Genomic DNA, 24,364 nt, shown 5'->3' with positions numbered 1-24,364 from the left:
TGGATCTGCCCGCCGATACCTGCGCCTATCGCGCGAGCCTGTTTCACCTGATCGACGATCCTGGACTGGACGGTCCTCCGAGCAGCGATGCCTTCGAGTGGTTCGAGGATGGCATTCTCCTGATCTCTCAGGGGCGGGTGCTGGCGTTGGGTGCGGCTGCCGACCTGCTGCCGGTCTTGCCCGCGGGGCTGAGTCTGACGCATTGGCCGGACAGTTTGATTGTGCCGGGCTTTATCGATGCCCATATCCATTTCCCGCAACTCGATGTCATCGCCTCGTACGGTGAACAACTGTTGGAATGGCTGAACAACTATACGTTTCCGGCGGAGCAGCGCTTTTCCGATGCTGGCTATGCGGAGGCCACGGCGGACGTCTTTCTCGATGAACTGTTACGCTGCGGAACGACCAGTGCGATGGTGTTCTGTACCGTGCATCCGGCCTCCGCAGAGGCGCTGTTCTCCGCTGCCGAGCGCCGTAATCTGCGATTGGTTGCCGGTAAGGTGCTGATGGACCGGCATGCGCCGGCCGGGCTCTGTGATACGCCGGAATCCGGTGATCGCGAGAGTCGGGAGCTGATCGAACGCTGGCATGGGAGGGGGCGCTTGGAGTATGCGGTTACGCCTCGGTTTGCAGCGACGTCGACACCAGAACAGTTGCGCCTTGCCGGTCGGTTGCTGGCGGATTATCCCGGCCTGCCGATGCAGACCCATCTGGCGGAAAGCCTGGCGGAGATCGACTGGACCCTCCGTCTTTATCCGGATCGTCGTGACTATCTGGATGTTTACGATCACTACGGCTTGCTGCGCGAGCGTAGCGTTTTTGCCCACTGCGTGCATATCGATGACGATGCCCGGCGGCGTATCGCCGATGCGGGCGCAACGGCGGCGTTCTGCCCTACGTCGAATACGTTTCTGGGGAGCGGCCTCTTCGATCTGCATGCGGCCCGTGAAGCGGGTATCCAGGTGAGTCTTGCCACCGATGTGGGGGGCGGTACCAGTGTCTCTATGCTGCAGACCATGGCCGAAGCCTATAAGGTCACGCAGTTACGCGGGCGTTCACTGAACCCGTTTCAGGCGTTTTACCTGGCAACATTGGGCAATGCCCGGGCGCTGGGGCTGGATACTCATGTCGGCAATCTCCAGCCGGGGCGCGAAGCGGATTTTGTGGTGCTGGACCGACACGCCACGCCGTTGCTGGCGCGCAAGGATGCATTGGCGAAATCCCTGCAGGACATCCTATTCAACCTGATTATTCTGGGGGACGACCGGGCGGTGCGCGCCACTCATATTGCAGGTCGCTGCGGTTACCAGCGGCCTGAGTCTTCCCGTCACGAGGGACGTCCATGCTGAGTTACACCATCGACTGGCTGAGTCTGTTCTTCCGCTGGTTTCATGTTATTGCGGGTATAGCCTGGATCGGTGCGTCCTTCTATTTCGTCTGGCTGGACAATAGCCTGGAGGAGCCCCCCGCCTGGAAAAAGGCCAAGGGCATCAAGGGAGACCTTTGGGCCGTGCATGGGGGCGGGTTTTATGAGGTCGCCAAGTACCAACTGGGACCGGAACAAATGCCCACCCGTTTGCACTGGTTCAAGTGGGAGGCATACACGACCTGGCTGACCGGCACGACGTTACTCTTCCTGGTGTATTACCTGGGGCCACCCGGTTTGCTGTTGCCGGCAGGCAGCGTGCTGACGCGGCCAGAAGCGATCGCTCTCGGGTTAGGCAGTATTGCGGCGATGTTCGTGGTGTACGAGCTGATGATTCGTAGCCCCCTGAGCCGGCATGGGTTGGTATTCGGTATCCTGATCTATGCGGTACTGGTGTTTGCGGCCTGGGGGCTGGATCACGTCTTTACCGGGCGCGGCGCCTACATTCATGTCGGTGCCATGATCGGCACCATTATGGTGGCGAATGTCTTGGTGGGTATCATGCCGTCGCAACGGGCGCTGGTGGATACGGTGGCGCGTGGCGAGGTGCCGGGCGAGCGCATTGCCCATCTGGCGGCGATGGCGAAGTTACGGTCGACGCACAATAACTATTTCACCCTGCCACTGATCTTCATCATGATCAGTAACCACTACCCGATGACCTATGGCCATGCCCACAGCTGGTTGGTGCTGGCCGCGATAGGCTTTATCGCAGCTCTGGCCCGTCATTTCTTTAATTTGCGGCATCGGGGGAAGATCCGGCCGATGATACTGGTCTCGGCGGCAGCCCTGCTCTGCGTGCTGGCCATATTAATCAAGCCTGTGATGGAGGCCGCTAACGGCAATATGCCCTCGGTTTCCGAGGCGCGCATTCAGACGATCCTCAGTGCGCGCTGCAGTGCCTGTCATTCGGCACATCCGACGGAGCCCGGCTTTAGCGCCCCGCCTGCGGGCATCGAGCTGGAGACTCCGCAAATGGCGAAGGCCTATGCGCAACGCATCTACCAGGCTGCGGTCGCGACGCACTACATGCCGCTGGGCAATCTCACCAAGATCACCCCGCAGGAGCGGGCCGACCTGGGCCGTTGGGCGCGGCAGCAATAGCGGGTAGTGCTTCGTCCTGTGGGGGCCGGTGCCCCCGACGCCATGGTCGGAGTTCCCGTTGGTGGCGGGATGTTCAGTCGTCACCGCCGTTGTCCGGCTGATTCAGCAGTTCCGGTTTTTTCAGGGCGCGGGCAAACAGGTCCTTCTCTTCGGCGATGACCAGGGCACATTGTTCGGCCAACTCTTCGCTCAGCCCTTCCACCCGCTTTTGTAGAAAGAGGGTGATCTCTTCAGACAGTTCAAGCAGCTTGTCGCGGGCGTCGGCATCGGCCTTGGATGAGAACAGCAGTTTATCGGCATGTTTCAGTGCCATATCGAGCCCATCCCTTTCTGAGTAATACAACGCTTTAACGGCCATCGATTCGATCTCCAGTAAATGTCCGGACAGCTTCGAGCGGTCGGAAGCTGTTTGAGGCAGGGGCTATCTTACCTTGTTAGAATCTGTATGCATATACAGTATTTTGAGCCAGGCGTTTCGCTTACAAATCAAAACAGCTCCTGCTACAACTGGCTATATAATCATCAGATAACGACCTGTCTTGGGAAATGTCATATGAAAGTGTTAAGCGGGGTGAGTATTCGCTCACGGCTTCTGATTGCTGTCATGGTCCCGGTTATCCTGACGGCGATAACGATCGCCTGGATCAGCGTGAGTCGGGTACAGTCCAATGGACAGGCAGAGCTTCAGCGGCTCCAGGAGCGCTTGATGGCGACACGGAAGGAAGGCTTAAAAAACCTGGTGGATGCCGCAAAGTCCGTGGTTTTGGAAGCAAAGAACAACAGCTCGCTAACAGAAGCGCAGGCCAAGCAGGAAGCGCGTAGCCGAATTCGTTCGATCACCTTCGGCAACGACAACTACGTGTTTGCCCGGCAGCGGGATGGTTTCAATCTAGCCTATCATCCTGACCCTTCCAAAGAGGGGCCGACCAGTAATCCTACCCTGTTGAAATTGGTCAACCAGCTCTTCGACGCTGCGGAAAAGGATGGCTTTCTTGCGTATAACTGGATGAATCCCGCCTCAGGCAATGTCGAGCCGAAGGTTTCCTATTCGGTGATTATTCCGGGATGGGATTGGTTGATCGGTGCCGGTGTTTACACGACCGATATCCAGCGGACGCTCGATGCCGCGCGTCAGAAGGTCGAGCAGGAAGTCCAGTCCACGCTGGGTTTCGTTTTGGCAGCAACGGCGGCGGTAGTCGTTATTGCGTTGATTCTGGGGCTGTTGGTGGGGCGCACGGTTACGGTCCCGCTCAATCGCGTTAGCCGCCTGATGCAGGAAATTGCGGAGGGTGAGGGCGATTTACGCCAGCGTCTGCCGGATTCCGGCCGGGATGAGCTGGCTGAACTGGGGCGCCGCTTTAATGCCTTTGCTGGCAAGATCCAGGCGACAATAAGAGAGGTCGGGTCAACGACAGACCAGCTAGCGGCTGCCGCCGAAGAGCTAAGCCGGGTGGCTGAAGATACCCGGTCGGCCGTTCAGGAACAGGGCTCTGAGACTGATCAGATCGCGTCGGCGATCAATGAAATGGCGGCGACCATCCAGGAGATTGCCGGTAATGCCAACACGGTTCAGGGGGCTGCCGCGGATGCGGACAGGCTGGCGAGGGATGGCCGTCAGACGATAACCAGCGCGCAGTCTTCGGTGAACGATCTGTCTCAGGAAATTCATGCCAGCGCTCAGCGTATCGAACAACTGGCTGAGAAGTCCGATTCGATCCAACAGGTGCTGGATGTCATTCATGCGGTGACTGAGCAGACCAACCTGCTGGCGTTGAACGCCGCCATTGAAGCGGCCCGGGCCGGTGAACACGGCAGGGGATTCTCCGTCGTGGCGGATGAAGTGCGGCAGTTGGCGCGCCGCAGTGCTGAGTCCGCAGAGCAGATTCGAGAGATGATCGACGGTTTTGTGGTGGATTCTCGCGGAGCGGTGGAGCGGATGAAGGCCTCTCAGGCCCGCTCCAATGAAACGGTGGAGCGTATCAACCATGCGACGGGCGCGCTGAAGACCATCGAAAGCTCGGTGGGTAATATCAATGATGAAGTGACGCAGATCGCTGCCGCCGCCGAAGAACAAAGCCAGGTGGCGGAAGAGATCAATCGTAATGTCATTCGCATCGTCGAAGCAGCACAGCGTAGCGATGCGGGGGTCAGCCAGACGAACGATGCAAGCCAAGAACTGGCTCGTCTGGGCGAAAGCCTGCGCACATTGGTGGGGCAGTTCAAGGTCTGATGACAGCGGCCAGTCCGGCGCGCCTTGCGTAGTTGTCCGGACTGGTGCTCCAGCGAGAGATTGGCCTACCATAGTGAGGCCAATCCATCCGAGGAGTCCAATCATGGCCCGCAAGAAACGAACCCCTACAAAAGAGAGTCAGTTGCAGCGGGATCTGCGTTCACCGCTTTACCGTATGCAGGTCGTTTCCGATAAGACCCGTTATAACCGCAAGCGGGACAAAGCGATGAAATCCGAGGATTTTCGAAAAGCGGCCTAAAGGGCGTTTTCCGTAAATCCTCGGATCTCAGGTTCCAACCCGCTTTTTACCGCCGATCTCCGCTCAGTGCCCTACTGATCGGCATCTGCCAGTTCAGCGTTGTGATAAACGTTTTGAACGTCTTCCAGATCGTTAAGCATATCGAGAAACTTCTCGAACATGGCGACGTCATCACCGGTGATTTCGGTGGTGGTCTGGGGCAGGAACTGGATTTCATCCACTTCGAAGTCGATTTCGCCGAAGGCTTCTGTTAGTGCCTGCTTGGCGCTGAAGTGCTCGGTATTCGGCGCGAAGATAGTAATCAGGCCGTTCTCGTTTTCGATGTCGGTAACGTCCACACCCGCTTCGATCAACGCTTCCAATACGGGCTCTTCGTCGTCCCCCCGGAAGGCAAGAATGGCGCAATGATCGAACATATGGCTGACGCTGCCGGGCGTGCCGATCTTGCTTTTGGTCTTGGTGAAGCACTGGCGTACGTCACCGAAAGTCCGGTTGGGGTTGTCGGTCAGGCATTCGACGATCACCATGCAGTTACCGGGACCAAAGCCTTCATAGCGCGCGACGGAGAAGTCCTCGCCGCCAGCACCTTTGGCTTTGGCCAGCGCCTTCTCAATGACGTGTGTCGGCACCTGAGCCTTCTTGGCGCGTTCGATCAGACCCCGCAGAGCGACATTCCCTGCGGGGTCGACGCCACCGGATTTGGCGCTGACATAGAGTTCCCGGGCATATTTACTGTAGACCCGGGTTTTTGCTTCGGCCGTTTTGGCCATTGATTCTTTACGGTTCTGGTAAGCGCGACCCACGTTGATATCCTAATTGTTGTCCCGAAATCGCCGATTTTACGTGCAGACGGCGAAGGGATCTATTGCGACGTTGCAAATGAGGGAAAAACAGAGTTTGAGCGCAGGGTGTAGGTGGGTGAATTCGCTTGGCTGCCGGCACCCGGTGACGCAAAGGCCCTTCCCGACGCGAGCAATGGTTGGCGGCGATTCTGTTGGCACGGGCGAACTCTCGCGTAAGCGCAGTGTCCGTTGGGATGGATCTTCAATGGCGAATTAAGCGCTTTACTTGATGTAACGCCCGGCTTGATGTTGTCCTGGAATATGTCTCTTCATCAGCAGTAATCTGGAAATTCAGCGTGCTCGTAAGCGGTTTTCTGGAAGGTTTTCTTCCTCTATCTATACGTAATTTGTGGAACTTAATTCCATAAGGTTTTGAAAAGCATTAAAGGGCGCCGGTTTTAACTTGCCTCTGGATTCGGATCGATATTATTGACTAATTTAAGGGTGAATAAAGTGTCATGAAGTATCTTGCCTTTACTTATTTTTGATGAAGTGATTTTTATTTCAATATTTTGTTGCTAGAATCTTTTCTGCAATAAAACCTGATTGTCTGGAGTCTTAAATATGGGAATTCTGGTCGAGTATTCTGAGAAGAAGCGCCAGTTGGAAGCACTGAAGGCAGAGCTACAACAGCTCGAAAACTCCGAAGATCTTAAAAAAGAGCTGGAGTTCAAGACTCAGCTTGAAAAACTTTTGGAAAAATACACTAAGACGGCGGCTGACGCGTTCAAGGTACTTTCCGAAATCGATCCGTCGATTGCTACCGGCGGAGCAAAAAAAGCCGCCAAGCCGGCCTCTTCCGGCAGAACCCGTGCGCTGATGGTCTACAAGAATCCGCATACTGGGGAAGTGGTCAAAACTCGTGGTGGTAACACCAAAACGCTAAAGGAATGGCGGGAAAAATATGGCGCGGACAAAGTGGACTCGTGGAAGGAAAAGGCTTAATCGCGTCTTGACTTGAAAAGGGCTTCGTTGGAAGCCCTTTTTTGTTGGGGCGGGATCAACTGTTTTTGCCTTCTGCATCCTGGTGGCAGGCAGGTCTCTTCAACCTGTTAAAGAGCCTGATGACGTTGAGGGTAAGTCGCTTTTGCTGGAATTATTTGCCCCGGGGTTTCTGATTGGGGCCGATTTTATGTTTCTCCTGTTGTCGTACTGTAGACGATTTTAATGTCGCATCTGTGAACGCTTATTATTGAAACTGAAATCCTTAGTAATAGTCAGGTCTTTGGCTGGAAATATGAGGATCGATAATAGCGTTCGATGTATCCCAGGCTAAATCGATTCGTCATTATCCCCTTTTTCAGGTCGCTTTCGCTGTGGCTCGCCGAGCGGGTTTCAGCGTGGTGACAGCGCTGAGGTTTCGAATGCCTGCTGTGGAAACAATCAATATTGGCGTTCTGATCCGGCGCGGTTCTTTCCAATCCATGTGGCAAGCCCTGATGATTCGGGGGGGGCGATGATTTTGTATGCATCGGTTGTAGCCCCCTGAGGGGCTTTCTGGGGGCCTTTGGCGAGTGATCGCAGGTTCATTTGCAGAGTAAGCGAGTAAGCGCGTCGGTGGCCTACCATACGCCCTTCGGGCTCTATCTATACAGACAGGCGCGCCGACGGTGGGCCCGGGAGTCTGATACGCCGTTGCTCAGTGATGATCTGGGGTGGCGAGACAGTCGGGGTCGAGGTCTTTTATGGCTTCGTAGTGACTGAGATAGACCTGGCCGCTCAGTTGGCTGAGCAGGTCAGAATCCCGAAGATGATCCATGACCGGACCCTTCACTTCGGACAGGTGGAGTTTTACGCCGGCATCCTGCAGTCGGCGGTTGAGGGACTCCAGGCTGTCGAGGGCACTGGCGTCAATCTGGTTGATCGCCGAGCACATGATCACGACATGTTTTACGGTCGGGCGTAGAAGCACGGCGTCATAAAGCTGGTCTTCGAGGTTGCGGGCATTGGCGAAATAGAGAGATTCGTCCACGCGCACGGATAGTACCGCCCGACTGCAGTTGACTTGGTGCCGAAGGACATTGCGGAAATGTTCGGTACCGGGAACCTGTCCGATGATGGCCACGTGAGGTGTGCTGGTGCGCCACAGGAACAGCAATATCGAGGCGGCAACACCGGCGACAACCCCGCTCTCGACCCCCACAGCAAGAACAACGGCGATAGTGGCCGCCATCGCCGCGAAATCCGAGCGGGAATAGCGCCAGATCTTGCGCATTTCCCCTATATCTATCAGGGGAAGAACTGCAACGATGATGGTTGCAGCCAGCGTGGCTTTGGGCAGGTAATACATCAGCGGCGTCAGGAATAGAGCTGCGAGTGCGATTCCGCCCGCCGTAAAGACTCCGGCCATGGGCGTGACGGCGCCAGCCTCAAAATTGACGACGGAACGGGAGAACCCACCGGTGATGGGGAATCCTCCGGAAAAGGCGCTGGCAAGATTGGCTGCACCGAGTCCGAATAATTCGTGATTTGCATTAAGACGTTCGCGTCGTTTGGCGGCCAGAGCCTGGGCGACGGAAATGGAGCTGATAAAACTGATCAGGCCGATGAGCGCGGCCGGCAGAAGCAGTTCATGCCACCATTCAGGCTTGCCCACGGGCATGGCGAGCGCCGGGAGCCCTTTCGGTATCTCTCCTACAACCGCTACGCCCGCATGGGTCAGGTGCAGGCCGGCTACGATCAGTGTCGTTACGATCACCGCCAGGACCGGAGCTGCTTTGGTCAACAGGTCGGCCGGCAGCGGCTTAAGCCCGATTTTGCGTAGTAATGGCTTCAGTCCTTTGCGTGCCCAGAAGAGGAACAGCGTAGTGCCTGCGCCAATACACAGTGTCGGCCAGTTGAAGTCTGCCAGGTGGGGTGTCAGCGACGCCAGCATCTCTGAGAGATTGCCGCCATGCATGGGAACGCCCAGCAGGTATTTGAGCTGACTGGCGGCGATCAAAACGCCGGAAGCGCTGACAAAGCCTGAGATGACCGGCCGTGATAGCAGGTTGACGATCCAGCCCAGTCGTAATACCCCCAGAACGACGAGCACCATGCCGGACATGAAGGCGAGCATCATGGCTGCCGTCAAATACTCTGCCGTGCCCTGTGTGGCGATACGGCTCACCGCGGCGGCGGTCATCAACGACATGACCGCCATGGGACCGACCGATAGGGTTCGGCTGGTGCCGAAAAAGGCGTAGACGACCAGGGGCAGGATGCTGGCATAGAGACCCGTCTGGGGTGGCAGGCCTGCGAGTAGTGCGTATGCCAGGCCCTGCGGGATCAGCATAATGGCGACGATAACGGCAGCCACGCCATCAGAGAGCGCGTCGCGCCTCTGATAGGTGGCCAGCCACTCAGTCGCCGGTAGCCAGCGAAGGTAACGTTTTATAGCCTTTTCGGCGGTCACAGAGTCTAGCGTCCGCGTTTTTCGTCGTTAAGTGCCGTCTGGCTCTCGTGGGGTTGCGGGGCGTGCGGCAGGCGCTCGGGTGCTGCCAGCCATTCACGACCGCGAAGCATCAGCTTGAAGTAGATCCAGGGCATCAGCTTAGCCTTGAGCAGCCACATGACACGCCGGGGTACCGTCGGCTCCAACGGGAAGGTGGGAAGCAGCTTGCCGCCGTAACCGAATTCCGCCAGTACGACTTTCCCTCGCTCCACTGTCAGCGGGCAGGAGCCATAGCCGTCATAGATCGAACGCAACGGTTCGCCATCGAGTACCGCCAACAGGTTCTCTGCCACCACCGGTGCCTGCTTGCGCACGGCGGCCGCCGTCTTGGCGTTGGGGGCGGAGCAGGCATCGCCCAGACTGAATATATTGCTGTACCGGCTATGCTGCAGGGTTTCGCCGTTGACTTCCACCCAGCCGGCCTCGTTGGCGAGCACGCTGTTACGGATGAAGTCAGGCGCGGTCTGCGGCGGACACACATGGAGCATGTCAAACGACTTGGTGACTGTCTCCGTGTTACCTTCGGCATCGGTTACCCGGAAGGTGGCTTTCTTGGCCGGGCCGTCCACTTTGATCAGATTGCTGTTGAAGGCCAGTTGTGCGCCATATTTTTCAACGTATTTCATCAGCGGCGGCACAAAGGTGGCCACACCGAAGAGAGCTGCGCCTGCCAGATTGAATTCGACATTGATGCTGGGCAGTCGCCCCTGTTTCTGCCAGTGATCGCAGGATAGGTACATCGCTTTTTGCGGCGCGCCGGCGCATTTGATCGGCATGGGCGGCTGGGTGAAGAGCGCCTTGCCGTCCTTGAGGTTCTGCACCAGTTCCCATGTATAGGGAGCCAGGTCGAACAGGTAATTGGAGGTGACTCCGTTGCGCCCCAGCGTGTCGCGCAAGCCTTCCACTGCATCCCAATCCAGCTTCAGGCCTGGAGCGACGATCAGCGTCCGGTAATGGAGGCGCTCGCCGTCTTCCAGGATCACGGCCTGGTTCTCGGGGTCGAAGTCGCTGGCTGCTGCACGGATCCATTTGCAGCCTGCCGGAATGACGCCGGCCATGGCCTTCTCTGTTCCGGATCTGGCAAAGGCGCCAGCGCCGACCAGTGTCCAGGCCGGCTGGTAATAGTGCTTGTCGCTCGGCTCGACAACGGCGATAGACAGGTTCGGGCGCCGTTTGAGCAGGCTGGCTGCTGCTGCCAGCCCTCCTGCGCCACCACCGACGATCAGGGTATCGAAGCGCGGCAGGTTGCTGCTGGGGGCTTGTTTGGAGGCTTTCTTGTCGGCCTTCTGCCAGGTGGTGTCCAGTCTCCCTCTCAAGCCGGAAAGGTCATAGCCTGCTTCTGCGGCGGTGGCGATGACGGTATCCGGTGTGAGATGGTGAGCTTCCGCAAGGGCCCACAAGGACGTGGAGCGGGTGCCTGTGCGACAGAATGCCAGCACGGGCCCACTGACGGTTTCGAGTAAGTGGCGGAAATCCTTGACGTTCTGGTCGGTGATATCACCGGAGCGAACCGGGAGGTGCACAAAATCCATTCCCTGGCGCTTTACCGCCTGCTCGAGGGCCGCCGTGGCCGGTTGGTCAGAGGATTCGCCCTCCGGACGGTTGCAGACGACGGTCCGGAATCCGGCAGCTGCCAGACTGCCGATATCGCTTTCACTGATCTGAGGTGATACCCAAAGAAAAGGGGTTAGTTTTTTTCTATCGACCATGATGGGTTCCCAATTCGGTTGGCGCTTTTTATAGGTTATAGGGCGTCTACAGGGATTTTCAGATAGTGCACGCCGTTGTCTTCCGCCGGTGGTAGCTGACCTGCACGCATGTTGACCTGTACCGACGGCAGAATCAGTCGGGGCATCCCCAGTGTGGCGTCGCGTTCAGTCCGCATGCGAACGAAGGCTTCCTCGCTAATACCTTCATGCACATGAATATTAGACGCTTTCTGGTCCCCTACCGAGGTTTCCCAGCGGTACTCGCTGCGGCCCTGTGGCAGGTAGTCGTGGCACAGGAACAGGCGGGTTTCATTGGGAAGCGCGAAGATCTTCTGAATGGACTGAAAGAGCTGTCGGGCATCGCCGCCAGGGAAGTCGCAGCGTGCTGTTCCGTAATCCGGCATGAAAAGCGTATCGCCGACAAAGCCACTATCGCCGATCAGGTACGTCATACAGGCCGGGGTATGTCCGGGCGTGTGCAGTGCACGTGCTTCGATATTACCGACCTGGAAGCGCTGGCCGTCATCGAACAGGGTGTCGAATTGGCTGCCATCGCGCGCGAAACCGGGTTCGGCATTGAACACTTTGCCGAATGTTTCCTGTACACGCGTGATGTGCGATCCGATCGCCAGTTGCCCGCCCAGCTCATTCTTCAGGTAGGGCGCCGCAGAGAGATGGTCGGCGTGGACGTGTGTTTCCAGAATCCACTGGACCGACAAGCCTTGCTCTTTGACATAGGCGATCAGCTTGTCCGCCGATGCGGTATGGGTGCGGCCGGACGCGGGGTCATAGTCGAGAACGGAGTCGACCAGTGCGCACTGGCGGGTTTCCGGGTCGCTGACCACATAGCTGACCGTAAAGGTGTCCGGGTCGAAGAAGCCTTTGACGTCAGGCGCTGACATGGCTGCCTCCAGGTTAGTCAATGGGAGCGTCCATTTTCACCGCTGTTGGCGGGCCTTGTCAAATTTTAGAATAAGCTTATATCCAAAAGTAATATGTAGTGATGTGCGTACTTAAGGTACCTGTTTGCAGGTTGCGTTGGCGCCCCATCGCTTTTATTCGTTGCAGGAAGGGTGAGTTGCCAGGGCTCGGTTGAAGGTGGGCTCGAGCCCCTTGTGGCAAGGCTATCTTTCGGCGACAAACGGGTTGCTGCGACGTTCCGCGCCGAAGGTCGACATGGGACCGTGCCCCGGAATGAAGCGGATGTCATCTCCCAGGGGAAAGAGTTTTTCCCGAATGGAGCGAATCAGGGTCCCATGATCGCCTTTGGGGAAGTCGGTGCGTCCAATGGAGCCCTGAAACAGCACGTCGCCTACCAGGGCGAGTGCGGACTCGGGGTGGTAGAACACAACATGTCCCGGTGTGTGGCCTGGGCAATGGATCACCTGCAGGCGTTGCTCTCCGACGGTTACAGTGTCCCCGTCGTCGAGCCAGCGGTCGGGCGTAAAGGGGTTGGCGGGTGGAAAGCCGAACATCTGGCTTTGCTGAGGCAGTGCATCGATCCAGAACTTGTCTTCGATATGGGGGCCTTCGATCGGAAGAGCGAACTCTTCGGCGAGCGCCGCGGTGCCACCTGCATGATCGATATGGGCATGGGTCAGCAGGATCTTTTCCAGCGTGACGCCTTCCTCGGTAACCACCGACCTGATGTGCTCGAGATCTCCACCGGGATCTACTACAGCTGCTTTTCGTGTCTGTTCACACCAGATCAGGGTGCAGTTTTGCTGAAAGGCAGTGACCGGAATGATGCGGTATTTCATGGGATCATACGACTCCGACGGAAAAGGGTGCATGCGAAACGCCAACCCAAATCGTCATGATACCTCTAGTATCGGAGTGCAGGGGGGATTGATTGAGTGGTGGGCCCAGCAGGACTTGAACCTGCAACCAACGGATTATGAGTCCGCTGCTCTAACCAATTGAGCTATAGGCCCTGAATAGACGTGTTGTTTTGGGTGGGGCTCAAAACAAAGCGGGCGCCATTATACCCAGAGGTAATGGCGCCCGCCAGAGGAGGGCTGTGCTTACTCGTCGAGGAAGCTGCGCAGGTGATCGGAGCGCGAAGGGTGGCGCAATTTGCGCAGGGCCTTGGCTTCGATCTGGCGGATCCGCTCGCGGGTTACGTCGAACTGTTTGCCGACTTCTTCCAGCGTGTGGTCGGTGTTCATCTCAATACCGAAACGCATGCGCAACACTTTCGATTCGCGGGCAGTCAGGCCGGCGAGCACCTTGCGGGTGGCTTCGCGCAGGCCTTCGGCCGTGGCGGAATCAACGGGCGACAGGGCCTGGATATCTTCGATGAAATCGCCCAGATGCGAATCTTCATCATCGCCGATGGGCGTTTCCATGGAAATCGGCTCTTTGGCGATTTTCAGCACCTTCCGGATCTTGTCCTCAGGCATTTCCATGCGCTCGCCCAATTCTTCCGGCGTTGGCTCGCGTCCCATCTCCTGCAGCATTTGCCGAGAGATCCGGTTCAGCTTGTTGATCGTTTCGATCATGTGTACCGGGATACGGATGGTGCGAGCCTGGTCGGCAATGGAGCGAGTGATGGCCTGGCGAATCCACCAGGTTGCATAGGTTGAGAACTTGTACCCACGGCGGTATTCGAACTTGTCGACCGCCTTCATCAGGCCAATGTTGCCTTCCTGAATCAAGTCCAGGAACTGCAGGCCCCGGTTGGTATATTTTTTCGCAATGGAAATAACCAGGCGCAGGTTGGCTTCGACCATTTCCTTCTTGGCGCGCCGAGCCTTCGCTTCTCCAATGGAAACGCGGCGGTTGATTTCCTTGATTTCCGGCACGATCAGCTGGATGTCACCTTCGACCTGTGCAATCCGCTTCTGCAGACGAATGATTTCGTCGCTGCGCTCATCGATCGCCTTGGCGTAGTCCTTCTTGCTCTTGGCGATTTTGGCGGTCCACTCGAGATTGGTTTCGTTGCCGGGGAACTGCTTGATGAAGTCCTTGCGCGGCATACGGCAATCGCGGGTAGAGATAGCCATGATGGTGCGTTCGTTTTCGCGAATGGCTTCGTTGGTCGAGCGGATGATGTTGACCAGCTCGTCGAAATGCTTGTTAGCCAGCTTGAACGGCGCGAATACCTGGCCCAATTCGGCCAGCGCCTGCTGGGTTACCTCGTGGTCCCGGCCGTGCTTGACCAGCGCGCCTTCTGCCACAACCAGCTTTTCGCGCAGCAGTTCGAAGCGCAGGCGGGTTTCCTCTGGATCCGGACCATTATCGGTCTCGTCTTCGGTCGAGGAATCGTCGTCGTCATCGCTGTCGGCGGGCGTGGTGTCGTTTTCCGCCGCGGCGATGTTAATTTCTTCCGCGGAGAAGGGCGGATCGACATCGTCCGGGTCGAGGAATCCGCTCACGATATCGCTGATGCGGCCTTCGTTGGCGATAATGTCTTCGTAGGCTGCAATAACGGTCGCTACGGTGCCCGGGAAATGGGCAATGGCTGCCATGACATCACGAATGCCTTCCTCGATACGCTTGGCGATCTGGATTTCGCCTTCGCGGGTCAGCAGTTCGACGGTGCCCATTTCGCGCATGTACATGCGCACAGGGTCCGTTGTCCGGCCTGCATCCGTCTCGACAGCAGCCAGAGCTGCGGCAGCTTCGGCTGCAGCGGCTTCATCGGCAGCGGAGTCGCCGTCGGTAATGAGCAATGTATCGGCATCAGGGGCTTCCTCACAGACCTGAATACCCATATCATTGATCATACGGATAATGTCTTCGACCTGGTCCGGGTCAGCGATGTCTTCAGGCAGGTGATCGTTGACTTCAGCGTAGGTCAGGTAACCCTGTTCCTTACCGCGGGCGATAAGATCTTTCAAACGGGACTTCTGCGAATTGCCTGACATAGTCACCCTTTGGACTCGGTGGTATGGTGAAAAAGGTAAACAGCCATTATAGCCTTGGTGGGCATTTGCCGCCACCAACTGCATAGATGGTGACCAAATGCCTAAATTCAAGGCAGACGCGCTCGGCCCCAGGTTTTTAAGGGCTTTTCGAGCACATACGATCTAAGTTTGTTACCTTTCAGCTAAGTTCAATCTGTTGTTTCTTTCTAATAAGTACTTTCAGCTAGTCACTGTTTTCTACGGGTCGTTTCTGGCGCGCGTTGTTTACGCTACGCGACGACCGGCGGCTCGTTTGGCCGCAAGGGCAGACGGTTTTTCTGCCGATCGGTTAAAGCATTGTCTGCAGATCTGTCAGTGGGTATCGGTAGAGGGTGTTGTTACGCCCTTTTGACGACCGATCTTCCGCAAAGTTTCCTTGAGATTTCTCTTGTCCTCTTCGCTCCATTCACTGGGGTTTGCCGCTTTCCCGGATGCCAGGGCCTTGCCGACTCGGGGAATCGAGAGGGCTAGACTGGTCTTTGCGTCCTCAAGAATTTCCGGTCTTTCCGGTAAATGCTCGATGCCGTCAAAGAGCCCGTGGAAGCGTTGATGCGCTTCAATGTCCAGTGCCAGGCCTCGTATGACATCTTCCCGGGTATGGCAACTGCTGGCTTGCATCCAGCTGGCAAATTGACGGGCCCTGGGCAAATTGGAGTCTTCAGCCTGCAGTTCAAGTACCTGTTCAGCCAGGCCGGGATCTTCCAGTAAGGCCAGGCACAGCATGGTGTCGCGATTGAGCCTGAATTCCGGTTTTTCCCGGGGTACAAAAGTCTGGGCGGTTTTGTCGCCTCCCTTCCAGGGGCGCTTCTCAAATCGGCTGCCGCACAGTCGCATCATTTCATGCCACATGGCGTCCCGCAGCGTCGAGCGCGCCATGCGCTGGATGAGTGGGTCGACGCGGGCGCGCAGTTCACCACGGTGCTCCGGCAAATTCAGGTCCAGGCCCGTCTGATGACGATCGAACAGGAACCGCGAAAGGGGCTTGGCCTGTTCAATGCGTCGCTGGAAGGCCTCTTTGCCCTCCTTGCGGACCAGGGTGTCCGGATCTTCGCCTTCGGGCAGCATCAGGAACTGAATGTGGATGCCGTCCTGTAGCAGTTCGAGGCAGTTGTCCAGCGCCCGGTCTGCGGCGCGGAAGCCCGCGTTATCTCCGTCAAAGCAAAAAATCAGGTGACGGACCTGCTTTAGCAGGCTGCTGATGTTGTCGCTGTTCGTCGCCGTGCCCAAGGCGGCGACTGCATAAGGGATGCCGTTTTGGGCCAGGGCGATGACGTCCATATAGCCTTCGACCACCAGTAGGCGATCGAGCTGGCGGACGGCCTGCATGGCTTCGTAGAGCCCATAGACTTCTCGGCTCTTATGGAAAACGTCAGACTCGGGCGAATTGATGTATTTCGCCTTGTCGTTCCCCAATGTCCTTCCGCCGAATGCGACAGTCCGGCCGCGCGTGTTGCGAATCGGAAAGACGATTCTATTGCGTAACAGGTCCCTGTTTCGGCCGTAAGCATCCGAGACGGTGCGAGTCTCAAGAAGTGCTTTTAGCGTAGCGGCATCGCAGCTTCGGGCCAGGGCGTCCTCTTCGGCGGGCGCGTAGCCGAGGCGGTACTGCTTAATGATCTCATCGTTCAGGCCGCGTTCGCGCAGGTAGCGGCGTGCAAACTCGCTGGTCGGATGCGTCGACAACTGGTGCTGGTAAAAAGCCGCAGCCTGATCGAGTGCCTCCGTCAGTGTGCGGGAATGCACCACTTCCTGTCGCACACTCTCGGTATAGGGGACTTCCATGCCGGCGTGCCGGGCAAGTGTCTCAACAGCTTCGGTGAAACCGAGATGGTCAAACTCCCGGATAAAACTTATAGCGTCGCCGTGCGCGCCGCAGCCGAAACAGTGGTAGAAGCCCTTGTCCGGGCGCACATTGAAGGATGGCGTCTTTTCGTCGTGAAAAGGGCAACGTGCCTTGAAGTTGGCGCCGGCTTTTCGCAGTGAAATGCGGGCGCCGACAATTTCCGCCAGATTGACGCGATCCAGTAGTTCGTCGATAAAACCTTGGGGGATCATGCCGCTCATGACGGTAGTGTCCGCTTTTTTCGGGATGGGCGAAAGCGGGTGTCAGCCGGCCAGGATCTGCTTGACGATGCGACTGACGTCGCCCATGTCTGCGCGGCCCTGAACTTCGGGCTTCACGAGCGCCATCACTTTCCCCATGTCCTGCATGCCGTTGGCCTCGCTACGGGCGACAGCATCCTTGACGATGGCGGTAACTTCGTCGGCAGTCAGTGCCGTCGGCAGGAATTCCTGAATGACCGTAATTTCCGCATTTTCGCGGTCGGCCAGATCCTGCCGCTGAGCGTCACTGTATTGCTGGGCGGAATCGCGACGCTGCTTCACCATTTTGTCGAGCACGGCAAGCACTCGTGCGTCATCGAGTTCGATGCGCTCATCGACTTCGATCTGCTTGATTGCAGCCAGGATCAGTCGAAGTGTGCCAAGGCGCTCCCGGTCCTTCTCGCGCATTGCCGTCTTCATGGCTTCAGTAATGCGGTTTTTCAGGAGGGCTTCGCTCATGGTTTCAACTCCGGTGATCGGATGTTGCTCTCAAAAGAGGCTAAGAGTGCCACGGATATCGGGGCGTTCGTCAGGTGACCGACCTCGATGATTCCGAAAACACAAAAACCGACTGCAGGGCGGGGTGCTAAAGTGACCGCAATAAAGAGGTCGCCCGTCCGGCAATCGGTCTAACGCGTTTTAAGCAGGCGTGAAGCGTTGCTTAATAGAGGCGCTCGAAACGCTTCTGTTCGCGCTGAAGCTTCTTCAGGTGACGCTTAACGGCCGCAGCTGCCTTGCGCTTGCGCACAGACGTCGGCTTCTCGTAATGCTCGCGGCGACGAACTTCAGACAGGATGCCTGCCTTTTCGCAGGAACGCTTGAAGCGACGCAGCGCGACGTCGAACGGCTCGTTTTCTTTCACTTTGACAGCAGGCATTCGGAAATCACCATCCTTTGAATCGGGATTGGAATTAAGCATTCTTGGGTGGCTGTGCGGGCCTACACCTTAAACGGCCTTGACATTCATTGCTCGTATTTTGCGCAATGGAGCCACCAGGGCCGCGAATTCTATCGCGAGCCGGACGATCTTGTAAAGGCTTGTGTGCATCCAAACGGGGGACAAGGTGCCGCCAAGTGCAGTTGGATCTGGTAAAGTAGCGCGCGCAATTGCTGCGGTGTGGCCGATGGCAATGACGGTATGGAAAGAGTGAGTGGTAAACGATGCGGGTTCTGGGAATTGAGTCGTCTTGCGATGAAACGGGCGTTGCCCTGTATGACAGCGAGCGGGGATTGCTGTCGCATGCCCTGTTCAGTCAGGTGGCGATGCATGCCGACTATGGTGGCGTGGTGCCGGAGCTTGCCTCCAGGGACCATGTCCGCAAATTGTTGCCCCTTTGCGAAGAGGTTCTGAGTCGCGCAGAGCTGGACCTCTCCTCCGTCGATGCCATTGCCTACACGGCGGGGCCGGGGTTGATCGGCGCCTTGATGGTTGGCGGCTCCTTTGCTCATGCCCTGGCATTTGCGCTCGACGTTCCGGTGCTGGGAGTGCACCACATGGAGGGGCACCTTCTGGCGCCGATGCTGGAACCTCAGCCGCCCGAATTCCCGTTCGTTGCCCTGCTGGTCTCCGGGGGGCATACGCAGTTGGTCAAGGTGGATGGCATCGGCCGTTATACCTTGTTGGGCGAATCGGTGGACGATGCCGCTGGTGAGGCCTTTGATAAGGCCGCCAAAATGTTGGAGCTGGGCTACCCTGGCGGGCCTCAGGTTGCCGCTTTGGCGGAGCAGGGCGTGCCGGGACGTTTTGTGTTCCCGCGTCCGATGACTGACCGTCCCGGCCTGGCGTTCAGCTTCAGCGGCCTCAAGACCTTCACCCTGAATACGGTCAATGCGGCTAAAGCCGATGGATCCTGGTCGGATCAAACACGGGCGGACATTGCGCTGGCGTTTGAAACCGCCGTGGTGGAAACCCTGGCGATCAAATGTCGGCGCGCGCTGCAGGAAACGGGCTGTCGGCGCCTGGTGGTGGCGGGCGGCGTCAGCGCTAACCGGCACCTGCGCAAGGTTCTCTCGGAACAGATGGGCAAAGTGCAGGGTGAGGTGTTTTACGCCCGCCCGGAATTCTGTACCGATAACGGTGCGATGATTGCCTATGCCGGCTGTCAGCGTTTGCAGGCAGGGCAGCGCGATGGAGATCGCATATGGGCGGTTCCGCGGTGGCCCATGGCGGAATTGCCACCGTTGGATGCGCTCTGTGAGGACGGGTTGCGCGAGCCCTCGAACTAAAGCTTGTTCTCCCGGCGTTGCCGGAGGCGTATCAGGTTGTCCCGGTGCCGCACCAGGATTAGCAGGGTCATCAGGACGAAGAGCAGCAGGCTGTCCGGGTCGAGCAGTGCGCTGACAATAGGCGCCAGCAGTGCCGCGGTAATCGATCCGATGGCGGATATCCGGGTGCGCCAGACCAGTAGCAGCCAGACAAATGCCAGTACGCTCATGGTGGCTGGCGCTATTGCCAGTCCGGCGCCGAATGCCGTGGCGACCCCTTTCCCTCCATGGAATCCGGCGAATAGGGGCAACATGTGCCCGGTAATGGCGCAAAGGCCGACAATCGCCTGCCATAAGGGGGTGATGCCGAGCGCATGCGCCAGACCGACGGGCACGGCGCCTTTGGCGGCATCGAGAATGAGAGTGACGATGGCGGGAGCAGTGCCGGCGAGACGGTAGACATTCGTAGCCCCCGGGTTGCCGGAGCCGTGAAGGCGAGGGTCAGGCGCAGCGAAGGCGCGGCAGACCACCGGTGCTGTGATAAAAGAGCCCAGCAGATAGGCGCCGACGCACAGTAAGGCGAGCACAAGTGGCTGGCTCATGCGAAAGACTCGCTCCGGGATCTATGCGACAATTCGCACAATTTCGGGTGTGCGGATCGCGACGCGGCAATAGGGTTCGAACAAGGGCCTGTCCGGGTAAGCCTCTACACTAGATCCTTGGCCGGCGCGATACAAGCGCCAACCTCATCAGTGAAAGCCGGCAGGCGGCAGTAGGGAGTGGCGTGTTGGATACGGTGTTTATCAGCGGTCTCACCGTTGAGACGATCATTGGGGTGTATGACTGGGAGCGGGAAGTGACCCAGCGCCTGGTGATTGACCTGGACATGGGTTGGGATAACCGCCGTCCAGGGAACTCGGATGATGTGGCCGACGCCCTTGATTACAAGGCCGTCAGTGATGAGGTGGCCGCATTTTTCCAGGCGTTCCATCCTCAGTTGTTGGAGACGGCTGCCGAACGTCTGGCGGATCGGTTGCTTGAGCGTTTCGCGATGCCCTGGCTACGCCTGAGGATTGCCAAGCCGGGTGCCGTTCCGGCTGCCGACAGTGTCGGAGTGGTGATCGAGCGGGGCGAGCGGGTATGACCTGTGTCTATCTGAGTATTGGGAGCAATGTCGATCGTGACCGCCATATTCAGGCGGCGCTTGATGGTCTGTCGCATCTCTTCGGGGCCCTGCAGATCTCCTCGGTGTATGAGAGCGAGGCTGTGGGCTTTGACGGCGAGCCTTTCTATAATCTGGTCGTCGGCATCGAGACCGATCTGCCGGTCGGCGAATTAAGCCGGGCGTTGAAACAGCTGGAAGATGCCAATGGCCGCCTTCGAGATGTACCGCGCTTCAGTGCCCGAACGCTGGATCTGGATATTCTGACCTATGGCGATGTCGTGGGACTGCACGATGGAGTGACTTTGCCGCGTGGTGAGATCCTGAAGAATGCCTTTGTTTTGCGTCCGTTGGCGGAAATTGCCGCGGACGAAAGGCATCCCCAGACGGGGGAGCGTTATGCAGACCTCTGGGCGCGCTACGATCGAGCCCAGAGGCTGTGGGTTGTACCTTTCGAATGGCAGGGGCGCGCGATTTCGCCGCGCCCCTAGTGCGTTCAGTCCCTCTCGCTTTCGTGCCGCCGGCGGTATAGCTCGATCAGGCCCGCGGTCGAGCTGTCGCTGTCAAAACCGGTGCTTTCGTCGCTCTGCAGCAATCTTTCGAGAATGTTGTTGCCCAACTGCTTGCCCAGCTCAACCCCCCACTGGTCGAACGAGTCGATATTCCAGATCTCGCCCTGGACGAACACTTTGTGCTCATAGAGCGCGACGAGGGCACCGATGGTGCGGGGTGTTGCGCGCTCGAAAAGCAGGGTGTTGGAAGGCTTGTTGCCGGGAATGACCTTGTGCGGCGCCAGTGCATCGGCTTCGCTTACCGAATAACCCTGATCGATCAGTTCCTGGCGAGCCTCCTCCAGCGTCTTGCCGCGCATCAGTGCCTGGGTCTGGCTCAGGCAGTTGGCGAACAGGATCGCGTGGTGCGTCGCCACAGGGTTGTGGGTGTGCAGGGGAATGATGAAGTCCGCAGGCGACAGCCGGGTTCCCTGGTGCAGCAGCTGGTGATAAGCGTGCTGGCCGTTGGCGCCCGCGCCACCCCAGATGATGGGGCCAGTGGCGTAATCCAGCTGCTGGCCGTCGAGATCGACACATTTGCCGTTACTTTCCATGTCCAACTGCTGGAGGTGCGCGGGTAGGCCTCGCAGGTAGTGGTCGTAGGGAAGGATGGCGTGTGCCTCGGCACCGAAGAAGTTGCCGTACCAGATTCCCAGCAATGCCATGATGACCGGAAGGTTCTTCTCCAGCGGCGCCGAGCGGAAATGCTTGTCCATGCTGTGCGCGCCGGAAAGCAGGGCGCGGAAATTGTCCATGCCGATCGTCAACGCTGTGGGGAGGCCGATGGCCGACCATAGTGAATAGCGTCCCCCCACCCAGTCCCACATGGGAAAGATATTGTCTTGCGATATGCCGAAGCGGACGGCTTCGTCGCGATTGGCGGTGACGGCCACGAAGTGTTTGCCGATCGAATCTTCACTACCGCCGTTATGCAGGAACCACTCGCGTGCGACCTTGGTATTTTCGAGGGTTTCCTGGGTACGGAACGATTTTGACTGGATCAGAAACAGGGTGGTTTCCGGATTGATGTGTCGCAGCACTTCGGTGATGTGGCTGCCATCGATATTGGCGACGTAATGGCAGTTGAGCTGCCCATGCCAATACGGCTTGAGGGCGGCGGAGACCAGTTTGGGACCCAGGAAGGAGCCGCCGATGCCGATGCTTACCACGTCGGTGAACGGCTTGTTGCTGAAGCCCCGCCATTGGGTGCTGCGGACCCGCCACACGAATTGCTCCATCTGCGCCAGTGTGGCCCGGATCTCGGGCATGACGTCGGCGCCATCGACATAAACGGATTCCTGAGTCAGGTTGCGCAATGCCGTATGAAGTGCCGGGCGTTGTTCGGTGGTGTTGAGCTTGTCGCCGCGGAACAGGGCTTCGATCCGCGCCGGCAGGTCTCGGGCCTTTGCCAGGGCCACGAGCCGATCAAGTGTCTCGTCAGTAATCAGGTTCTTCGAGTAATCCAGTTGCAAACTGGCGGCAGAGAGGAAGTAACGCTCGAACCGCTCGGGGTCCTGATCGAAGAGGTCGCGCATGTGCACGTCGCGCATATGCTCGGCGTGCTGTGACAGTGCAAGCCATTCCGCAGATTGGGTCAGGTGCTGCTGGCGTTTGTCAGTCATTCCGAATCCCTGGTTACTGTGGTGTTCAGAGTTTGAGGCTGATGTTGTCGATCAGGCGTGTTTTGCCCAGGAATGCGGCAGCCAGAACTGTGATCCTGGTTTCATCCTGCTGTGCCGGTCGCAGGGTGTCGCTGTTCACGATGTTGAAGTAGTCGGGACGGAAACCCTGCTGGGTCAGGCTGTCTGTGGCCGCCTGGCTGAGAGCTGCGAAGTCGCGAGAACCGTTCTGCAGGGCCTGCGCGGTATCTTCCAGCGCCTGTCGCAGGCGTGGGGCGATCCGGCGTTCCGCTGGTGTCAGATAGCCGTTTCGCGAACTCAGGGCGAGGCCGTCTTCGTCACGCGCGGTGGGTACACCGATGATCTGGACGGGCATAAAAAGGTCGCGCACCATTTTGCGGATGACCGCCAGCTGCTGGTAATCCTTTTCGCCAAAGACAGCGATGTCCGGCTGCACCATGTTGAAAAGCATGGTGACCACGGTGGAGACGCCGTTAAAGTGGCCGGGCCGGCTGGCGCCGCAATGGAGTTCCGTGACGTCGGGTACGATGACCTGGGTCTGATGTCCGAGACCGTGCGGATACACCTCGTTTACGCTGGGGGCAAAAATCAGGTCATTGCCGGCTTTCTCCAGCTTCTCCTGGTCCTCCGCCAGTGTGCGGGGGTAGGCGTCGAGGTCCTCGTTGGCGCCGAATTGCATGGGATTGACGAAGATCGAGGTCACGACGACATCGCCAAGGTCTCGCGCACGTTCGACCAGTGAAATATGGCCGGCATGCAAATTACCCATGGTTGGTACCAAGGCTATGCGTTTGCCGTTTTCCCGATGGGTGCGCAGGTTTGCGCGTAGTTCATTGACGGTATGAATGGTTCTCATGCGCTGAAACAGTGCTCCGGTGCTGGGAAACGACGCTCGCGGACGGCGCTGGCAAAGGCTTCGAAGGCACCTTGTATGCTGCCCGCATCCTCCAGGAAATTCTTGACGAACCGGGGCTTGCGGCCGCCCAGGCCAAGCATGTCATGCATGACCAGTACCTGCCCATCGGTATCCGGGCCGGCGCCAATGCCGACAACCGGGATTGTCACGGCCTCCGTAATGCGGGCGGCCAGTGCACTGGGTACGCACTCAAGTATAATGACATCGGCGCCGGCCTGTTCGAGCATACGGGAGTGCTGCACCATCAGCCCGGCCTGACGCTCATCGCGGCCCTGGACTTTATAGCCCCCGAACTTGTTGACGAATTGCGGGGTCAGGCCCAGATGGGCACAGACTGGCACGCCGCGTTCAGTCAGTAGACGAATGGTTTCGGCCAGCCAGTCGGTGCCTTCTATTTTGACCATATGCGCGCCGGCCTGCATCAATTTTGCGGCATTACGCAGGGCATCTTCCGGTGTGCCGTAGCTCATAAACGGGAGGTCTGACATGATCAGGGAGTGCTGATTGCCTCGCGCCACGCAGGCCGTGTGATAGGCGATGTCCTCCACAGTGACCGGCAATGTGCTGTCGTGCCCCTGAAGGACCATTCCCAAGGAGTCGCCGATAAGCAGCACATCGATGCCCGCCGCGCTGATTGCCTGGGCAAAGGTCGAGTCGTAGGCGGTGAGCATCGGAAACTTTTCGCCATTGCGCTTGTAGTCGCGCAGGGTGTTAATCGTCACGGCCATGGGATTGGACCTTCTCGTGAGTTCAGTCGGAGGTGGTGCCCGTCTGGAGGCGCCAAGTCTACACGGGGTATCGCGAAGGAGGCACGTCCCCGAGGTCCTTAGGTTAATGGCCGTGGTGCCGGTAGGCAACCGTAAGGCGTTATCGGGA

Annotated in this window: 22 protein-coding genes and 1 tRNA gene; 8 read left to right on the top strand and 15 right to left on the bottom strand. The window is 58.1% G+C overall.

Annotated elements, in window-relative coordinates; genetic code table 11:
• The first annotated feature begins 5 nt into the window (after positions 1-5).
• Together guaD and CLR77_RS17365 are read left to right on the top strand one after the other, a co-directional pair.
• Positions 6-1,349, top strand: coding sequence for a guanine deaminase (gene guaD / locus CLR77_RS17370; RefSeq protein ID WP_406564969.1), 1,344 nt, complete (start codon positions 6-8; stop codon positions 1,347-1,349).
• Positions 1,343-2,530 (top strand): urate hydroxylase PuuD, encoded by a 1,188-nt coding sequence (locus tag CLR77_RS17365; RefSeq protein ID WP_097461979.1) that lies wholly within the window; start codon positions 1,343-1,345, stop codon positions 2,528-2,530. Before guaD ends, CLR77_RS17365 begins: the two co-directional genes overlap by 7 nt.
• A gap of 73 nt (positions 2,531-2,603) precedes the next feature.
• On the opposite strand, the gene CLR77_RS17360 is transcribed toward CLR77_RS17365, so the two are convergent.
• Positions 2,604-2,888 carry a YebG family protein gene (locus CLR77_RS17360; protein ID WP_097461978.1) on the bottom strand — a complete coding sequence of 95 codons (285 nt, stop codon included), beginning with the start codon at positions 2,886-2,888 and terminating at the stop codon, positions 2,604-2,606.
• A 195-nt stretch (positions 2,889-3,083) separates the two neighbouring features.
• Between CLR77_RS17360 and CLR77_RS17355 the strand changes: the two genes are divergently transcribed.
• Together CLR77_RS17355 and CLR77_RS20225 are read left to right on the top strand one after the other, a co-directional pair.
• On the top strand, positions 3,084-4,760 hold the full coding sequence (locus tag CLR77_RS17355; protein ID WP_097461977.1) for a methyl-accepting chemotaxis protein: 1,677 nt from the start codon (positions 3,084-3,086) through the stop codon (positions 4,758-4,760).
• A 103-nt stretch (positions 4,761-4,863) separates the two neighbouring features.
• Positions 4,864-5,019, top strand: a complete 156-nt coding sequence (locus CLR77_RS20225; protein ID WP_198962811.1) for a hypothetical protein — start codon at positions 4,864-4,866, stop codon at positions 5,017-5,019.
• 71 nt (positions 5,020-5,090) lie between these two features.
• Here CLR77_RS20225 and CLR77_RS17350 read toward each other — a convergent pair whose 3' ends face one another.
• Positions 5,091-5,822 carry a YebC/PmpR family DNA-binding transcriptional regulator gene (locus CLR77_RS17350; RefSeq protein ID WP_097461976.1) on the bottom strand — a complete coding sequence of 244 codons (732 nt, stop codon included), beginning with the start codon at positions 5,820-5,822 and terminating at the stop codon, positions 5,091-5,093.
• Positions 5,823-6,425: 603 nt separating this feature from the next.
• On the opposite strand from CLR77_RS17350, the gene CLR77_RS17345 reads away from it, so the two are divergent.
• Complete coding sequence (locus CLR77_RS17345) at positions 6,426-6,806, top strand: histone-like nucleoid-structuring protein, MvaT/MvaU family (protein WP_097461975.1); 381 nt, start codon at positions 6,426-6,428, stop codon at positions 6,804-6,806.
• A gap of 694 nt (positions 6,807-7,500) precedes the next feature.
• On the opposite strand, the gene CLR77_RS17340 is transcribed toward CLR77_RS17345, so the two are convergent.
• The 9 genes from CLR77_RS17340 to rpsU all read right to left on the bottom strand — a co-directional run bounded on the left by CLR77_RS17340 (position 7,501) and on the right by rpsU (position 17,891).
• Positions 7,501-9,255 carry a SulP family inorganic anion transporter gene (locus tag CLR77_RS17340; RefSeq protein WP_227519988.1) on the bottom strand — a complete coding sequence of 585 codons (1,755 nt, stop codon included), beginning with the start codon at positions 9,253-9,255 and terminating at the stop codon, positions 7,501-7,503.
• A gap of 5 nt (positions 9,256-9,260) precedes the next feature.
• A complete protein-coding gene (locus tag CLR77_RS17335; protein WP_097461974.1) occupies positions 9,261-11,003 on the bottom strand; it encodes a bifunctional protein tyrosine phosphatase family protein/NAD(P)/FAD-dependent oxidoreductase in 1,743 nt (580 codons plus the stop codon).
• A gap of 35 nt (positions 11,004-11,038) precedes the next feature.
• Complete coding sequence (locus CLR77_RS17330; RefSeq protein ID WP_097461973.1) at positions 11,039-11,905, bottom strand: MBL fold metallo-hydrolase; 867 nt, start codon at positions 11,903-11,905, stop codon at positions 11,039-11,041.
• Positions 11,906-12,127: 222 nt separating this feature from the next.
• Positions 12,128-12,763 (bottom strand): MBL fold metallo-hydrolase, encoded by a 636-nt coding sequence (locus tag CLR77_RS17325; protein WP_097461972.1) that lies wholly within the window; start codon positions 12,761-12,763, stop codon positions 12,128-12,130.
• A 97-nt stretch (positions 12,764-12,860) separates the two neighbouring features.
• A tRNA-Ile gene (locus tag CLR77_RS17320) sits at positions 12,861-12,937 on the bottom strand.
• 90 nt (positions 12,938-13,027) lie between these two features.
• On the bottom strand, positions 13,028-14,872 hold the full coding sequence (gene rpoD, locus CLR77_RS17315) for an RNA polymerase sigma factor RpoD (RefSeq protein WP_097461971.1): 1,845 nt from the start codon (positions 14,870-14,872) through the stop codon (positions 13,028-13,030).
• Positions 14,873-15,223: 351 nt separating this feature from the next.
• Entirely contained in the window at positions 15,224-16,975 is a 1,752-nt protein-coding gene (dnaG, locus tag CLR77_RS17310) for a DNA primase (RefSeq protein WP_097461970.1), read from the bottom strand.
• A gap of 42 nt (positions 16,976-17,017) precedes the next feature.
• Positions 17,018-17,473, bottom strand: coding sequence for a GatB/YqeY domain-containing protein (locus CLR77_RS17305; RefSeq protein WP_097461969.1), 456 nt, complete (start codon positions 17,471-17,473; stop codon positions 17,018-17,020).
• Between the two features lie 202 nt (positions 17,474-17,675).
• Positions 17,676-17,891, bottom strand: coding sequence for a 30S ribosomal protein S21 (rpsU, locus tag CLR77_RS17300; RefSeq protein WP_097461968.1), 216 nt, complete (start codon positions 17,889-17,891; stop codon positions 17,676-17,678).
• A 284-nt stretch (positions 17,892-18,175) separates the two neighbouring features.
• Between rpsU and tsaD the strand changes: the two genes are divergently transcribed.
• Entirely contained in the window at positions 18,176-19,240 is a 1,065-nt protein-coding gene (gene tsaD / locus CLR77_RS17295; protein WP_097461967.1) for a tRNA (adenosine(37)-N6)-threonylcarbamoyltransferase complex transferase subunit TsaD, read from the top strand.
• Here tsaD and plsY read toward each other — a convergent pair.
• A complete protein-coding gene (plsY, locus tag CLR77_RS17290; protein WP_097461966.1) occupies positions 19,237-19,821 on the bottom strand; it encodes a glycerol-3-phosphate 1-O-acyltransferase PlsY in 585 nt (194 codons plus the stop codon). The genes tsaD and plsY overlap by 4 nt on opposite strands.
• Positions 19,822-20,006: 185 nt before the next feature.
• Between plsY and folB the strand changes: the two genes are divergently transcribed.
• Both folB and folK read left to right on the top strand, forming a co-directional pair.
• A complete protein-coding gene (gene folB / locus CLR77_RS17285) occupies positions 20,007-20,363 on the top strand; it encodes a dihydroneopterin aldolase (protein WP_198962831.1) in 357 nt (118 codons plus the stop codon).
• Positions 20,360-20,872: a 2-amino-4-hydroxy-6-hydroxymethyldihydropteridine diphosphokinase gene (gene folK, locus CLR77_RS17280; RefSeq protein WP_097461964.1), complete on the top strand. Its 513-nt coding sequence runs from the start codon at positions 20,360-20,362 to the stop codon at positions 20,870-20,872. The genes folB and folK overlap by 4 nt, the downstream gene beginning before the upstream one ends.
• A gap of 5 nt (positions 20,873-20,877) precedes the next feature.
• Here folK and pgi read toward each other — a convergent pair whose 3' ends face one another.
• Genes pgi through panB form a run of 3 tightly spaced genes read right to left on the bottom strand, consistent with a single transcriptional unit; the run spans position 20,878 to position 24,216 of the window.
• A complete protein-coding gene (gene pgi / locus CLR77_RS17275; protein ID WP_097461963.1) occupies positions 20,878-22,554 on the bottom strand; it encodes a glucose-6-phosphate isomerase in 1,677 nt (558 codons plus the stop codon).
• A 25-nt stretch (positions 22,555-22,579) separates the two neighbouring features.
• Entirely contained in the window at positions 22,580-23,428 is an 849-nt protein-coding gene (gene panC / locus CLR77_RS17270; protein WP_097461962.1) for a pantoate--beta-alanine ligase, read from the bottom strand.
• Positions 23,425-24,216, bottom strand: a complete 792-nt coding sequence (panB, locus tag CLR77_RS17265; RefSeq protein ID WP_097461961.1) for a 3-methyl-2-oxobutanoate hydroxymethyltransferase — start codon at positions 24,214-24,216, stop codon at positions 23,425-23,427. The genes panC and panB overlap by 4 nt, the downstream gene beginning before the upstream one ends.
• Positions 24,217-24,364: the final 148 nt, after the last annotated feature.

Origin of the sequence: Mangrovitalea sediminis, assembly GCF_002514725.1 — a bacterium.
GTDB lineage: Bacteria > Pseudomonadota > Gammaproteobacteria > Pseudomonadales > Oleiphilaceae > Mangrovitalea > Mangrovitalea sediminis.
The sequence above is the reverse complement of the archived record's forward strand: the minus strand, read 5'-3'. Positions and strand labels throughout refer to the sequence as shown.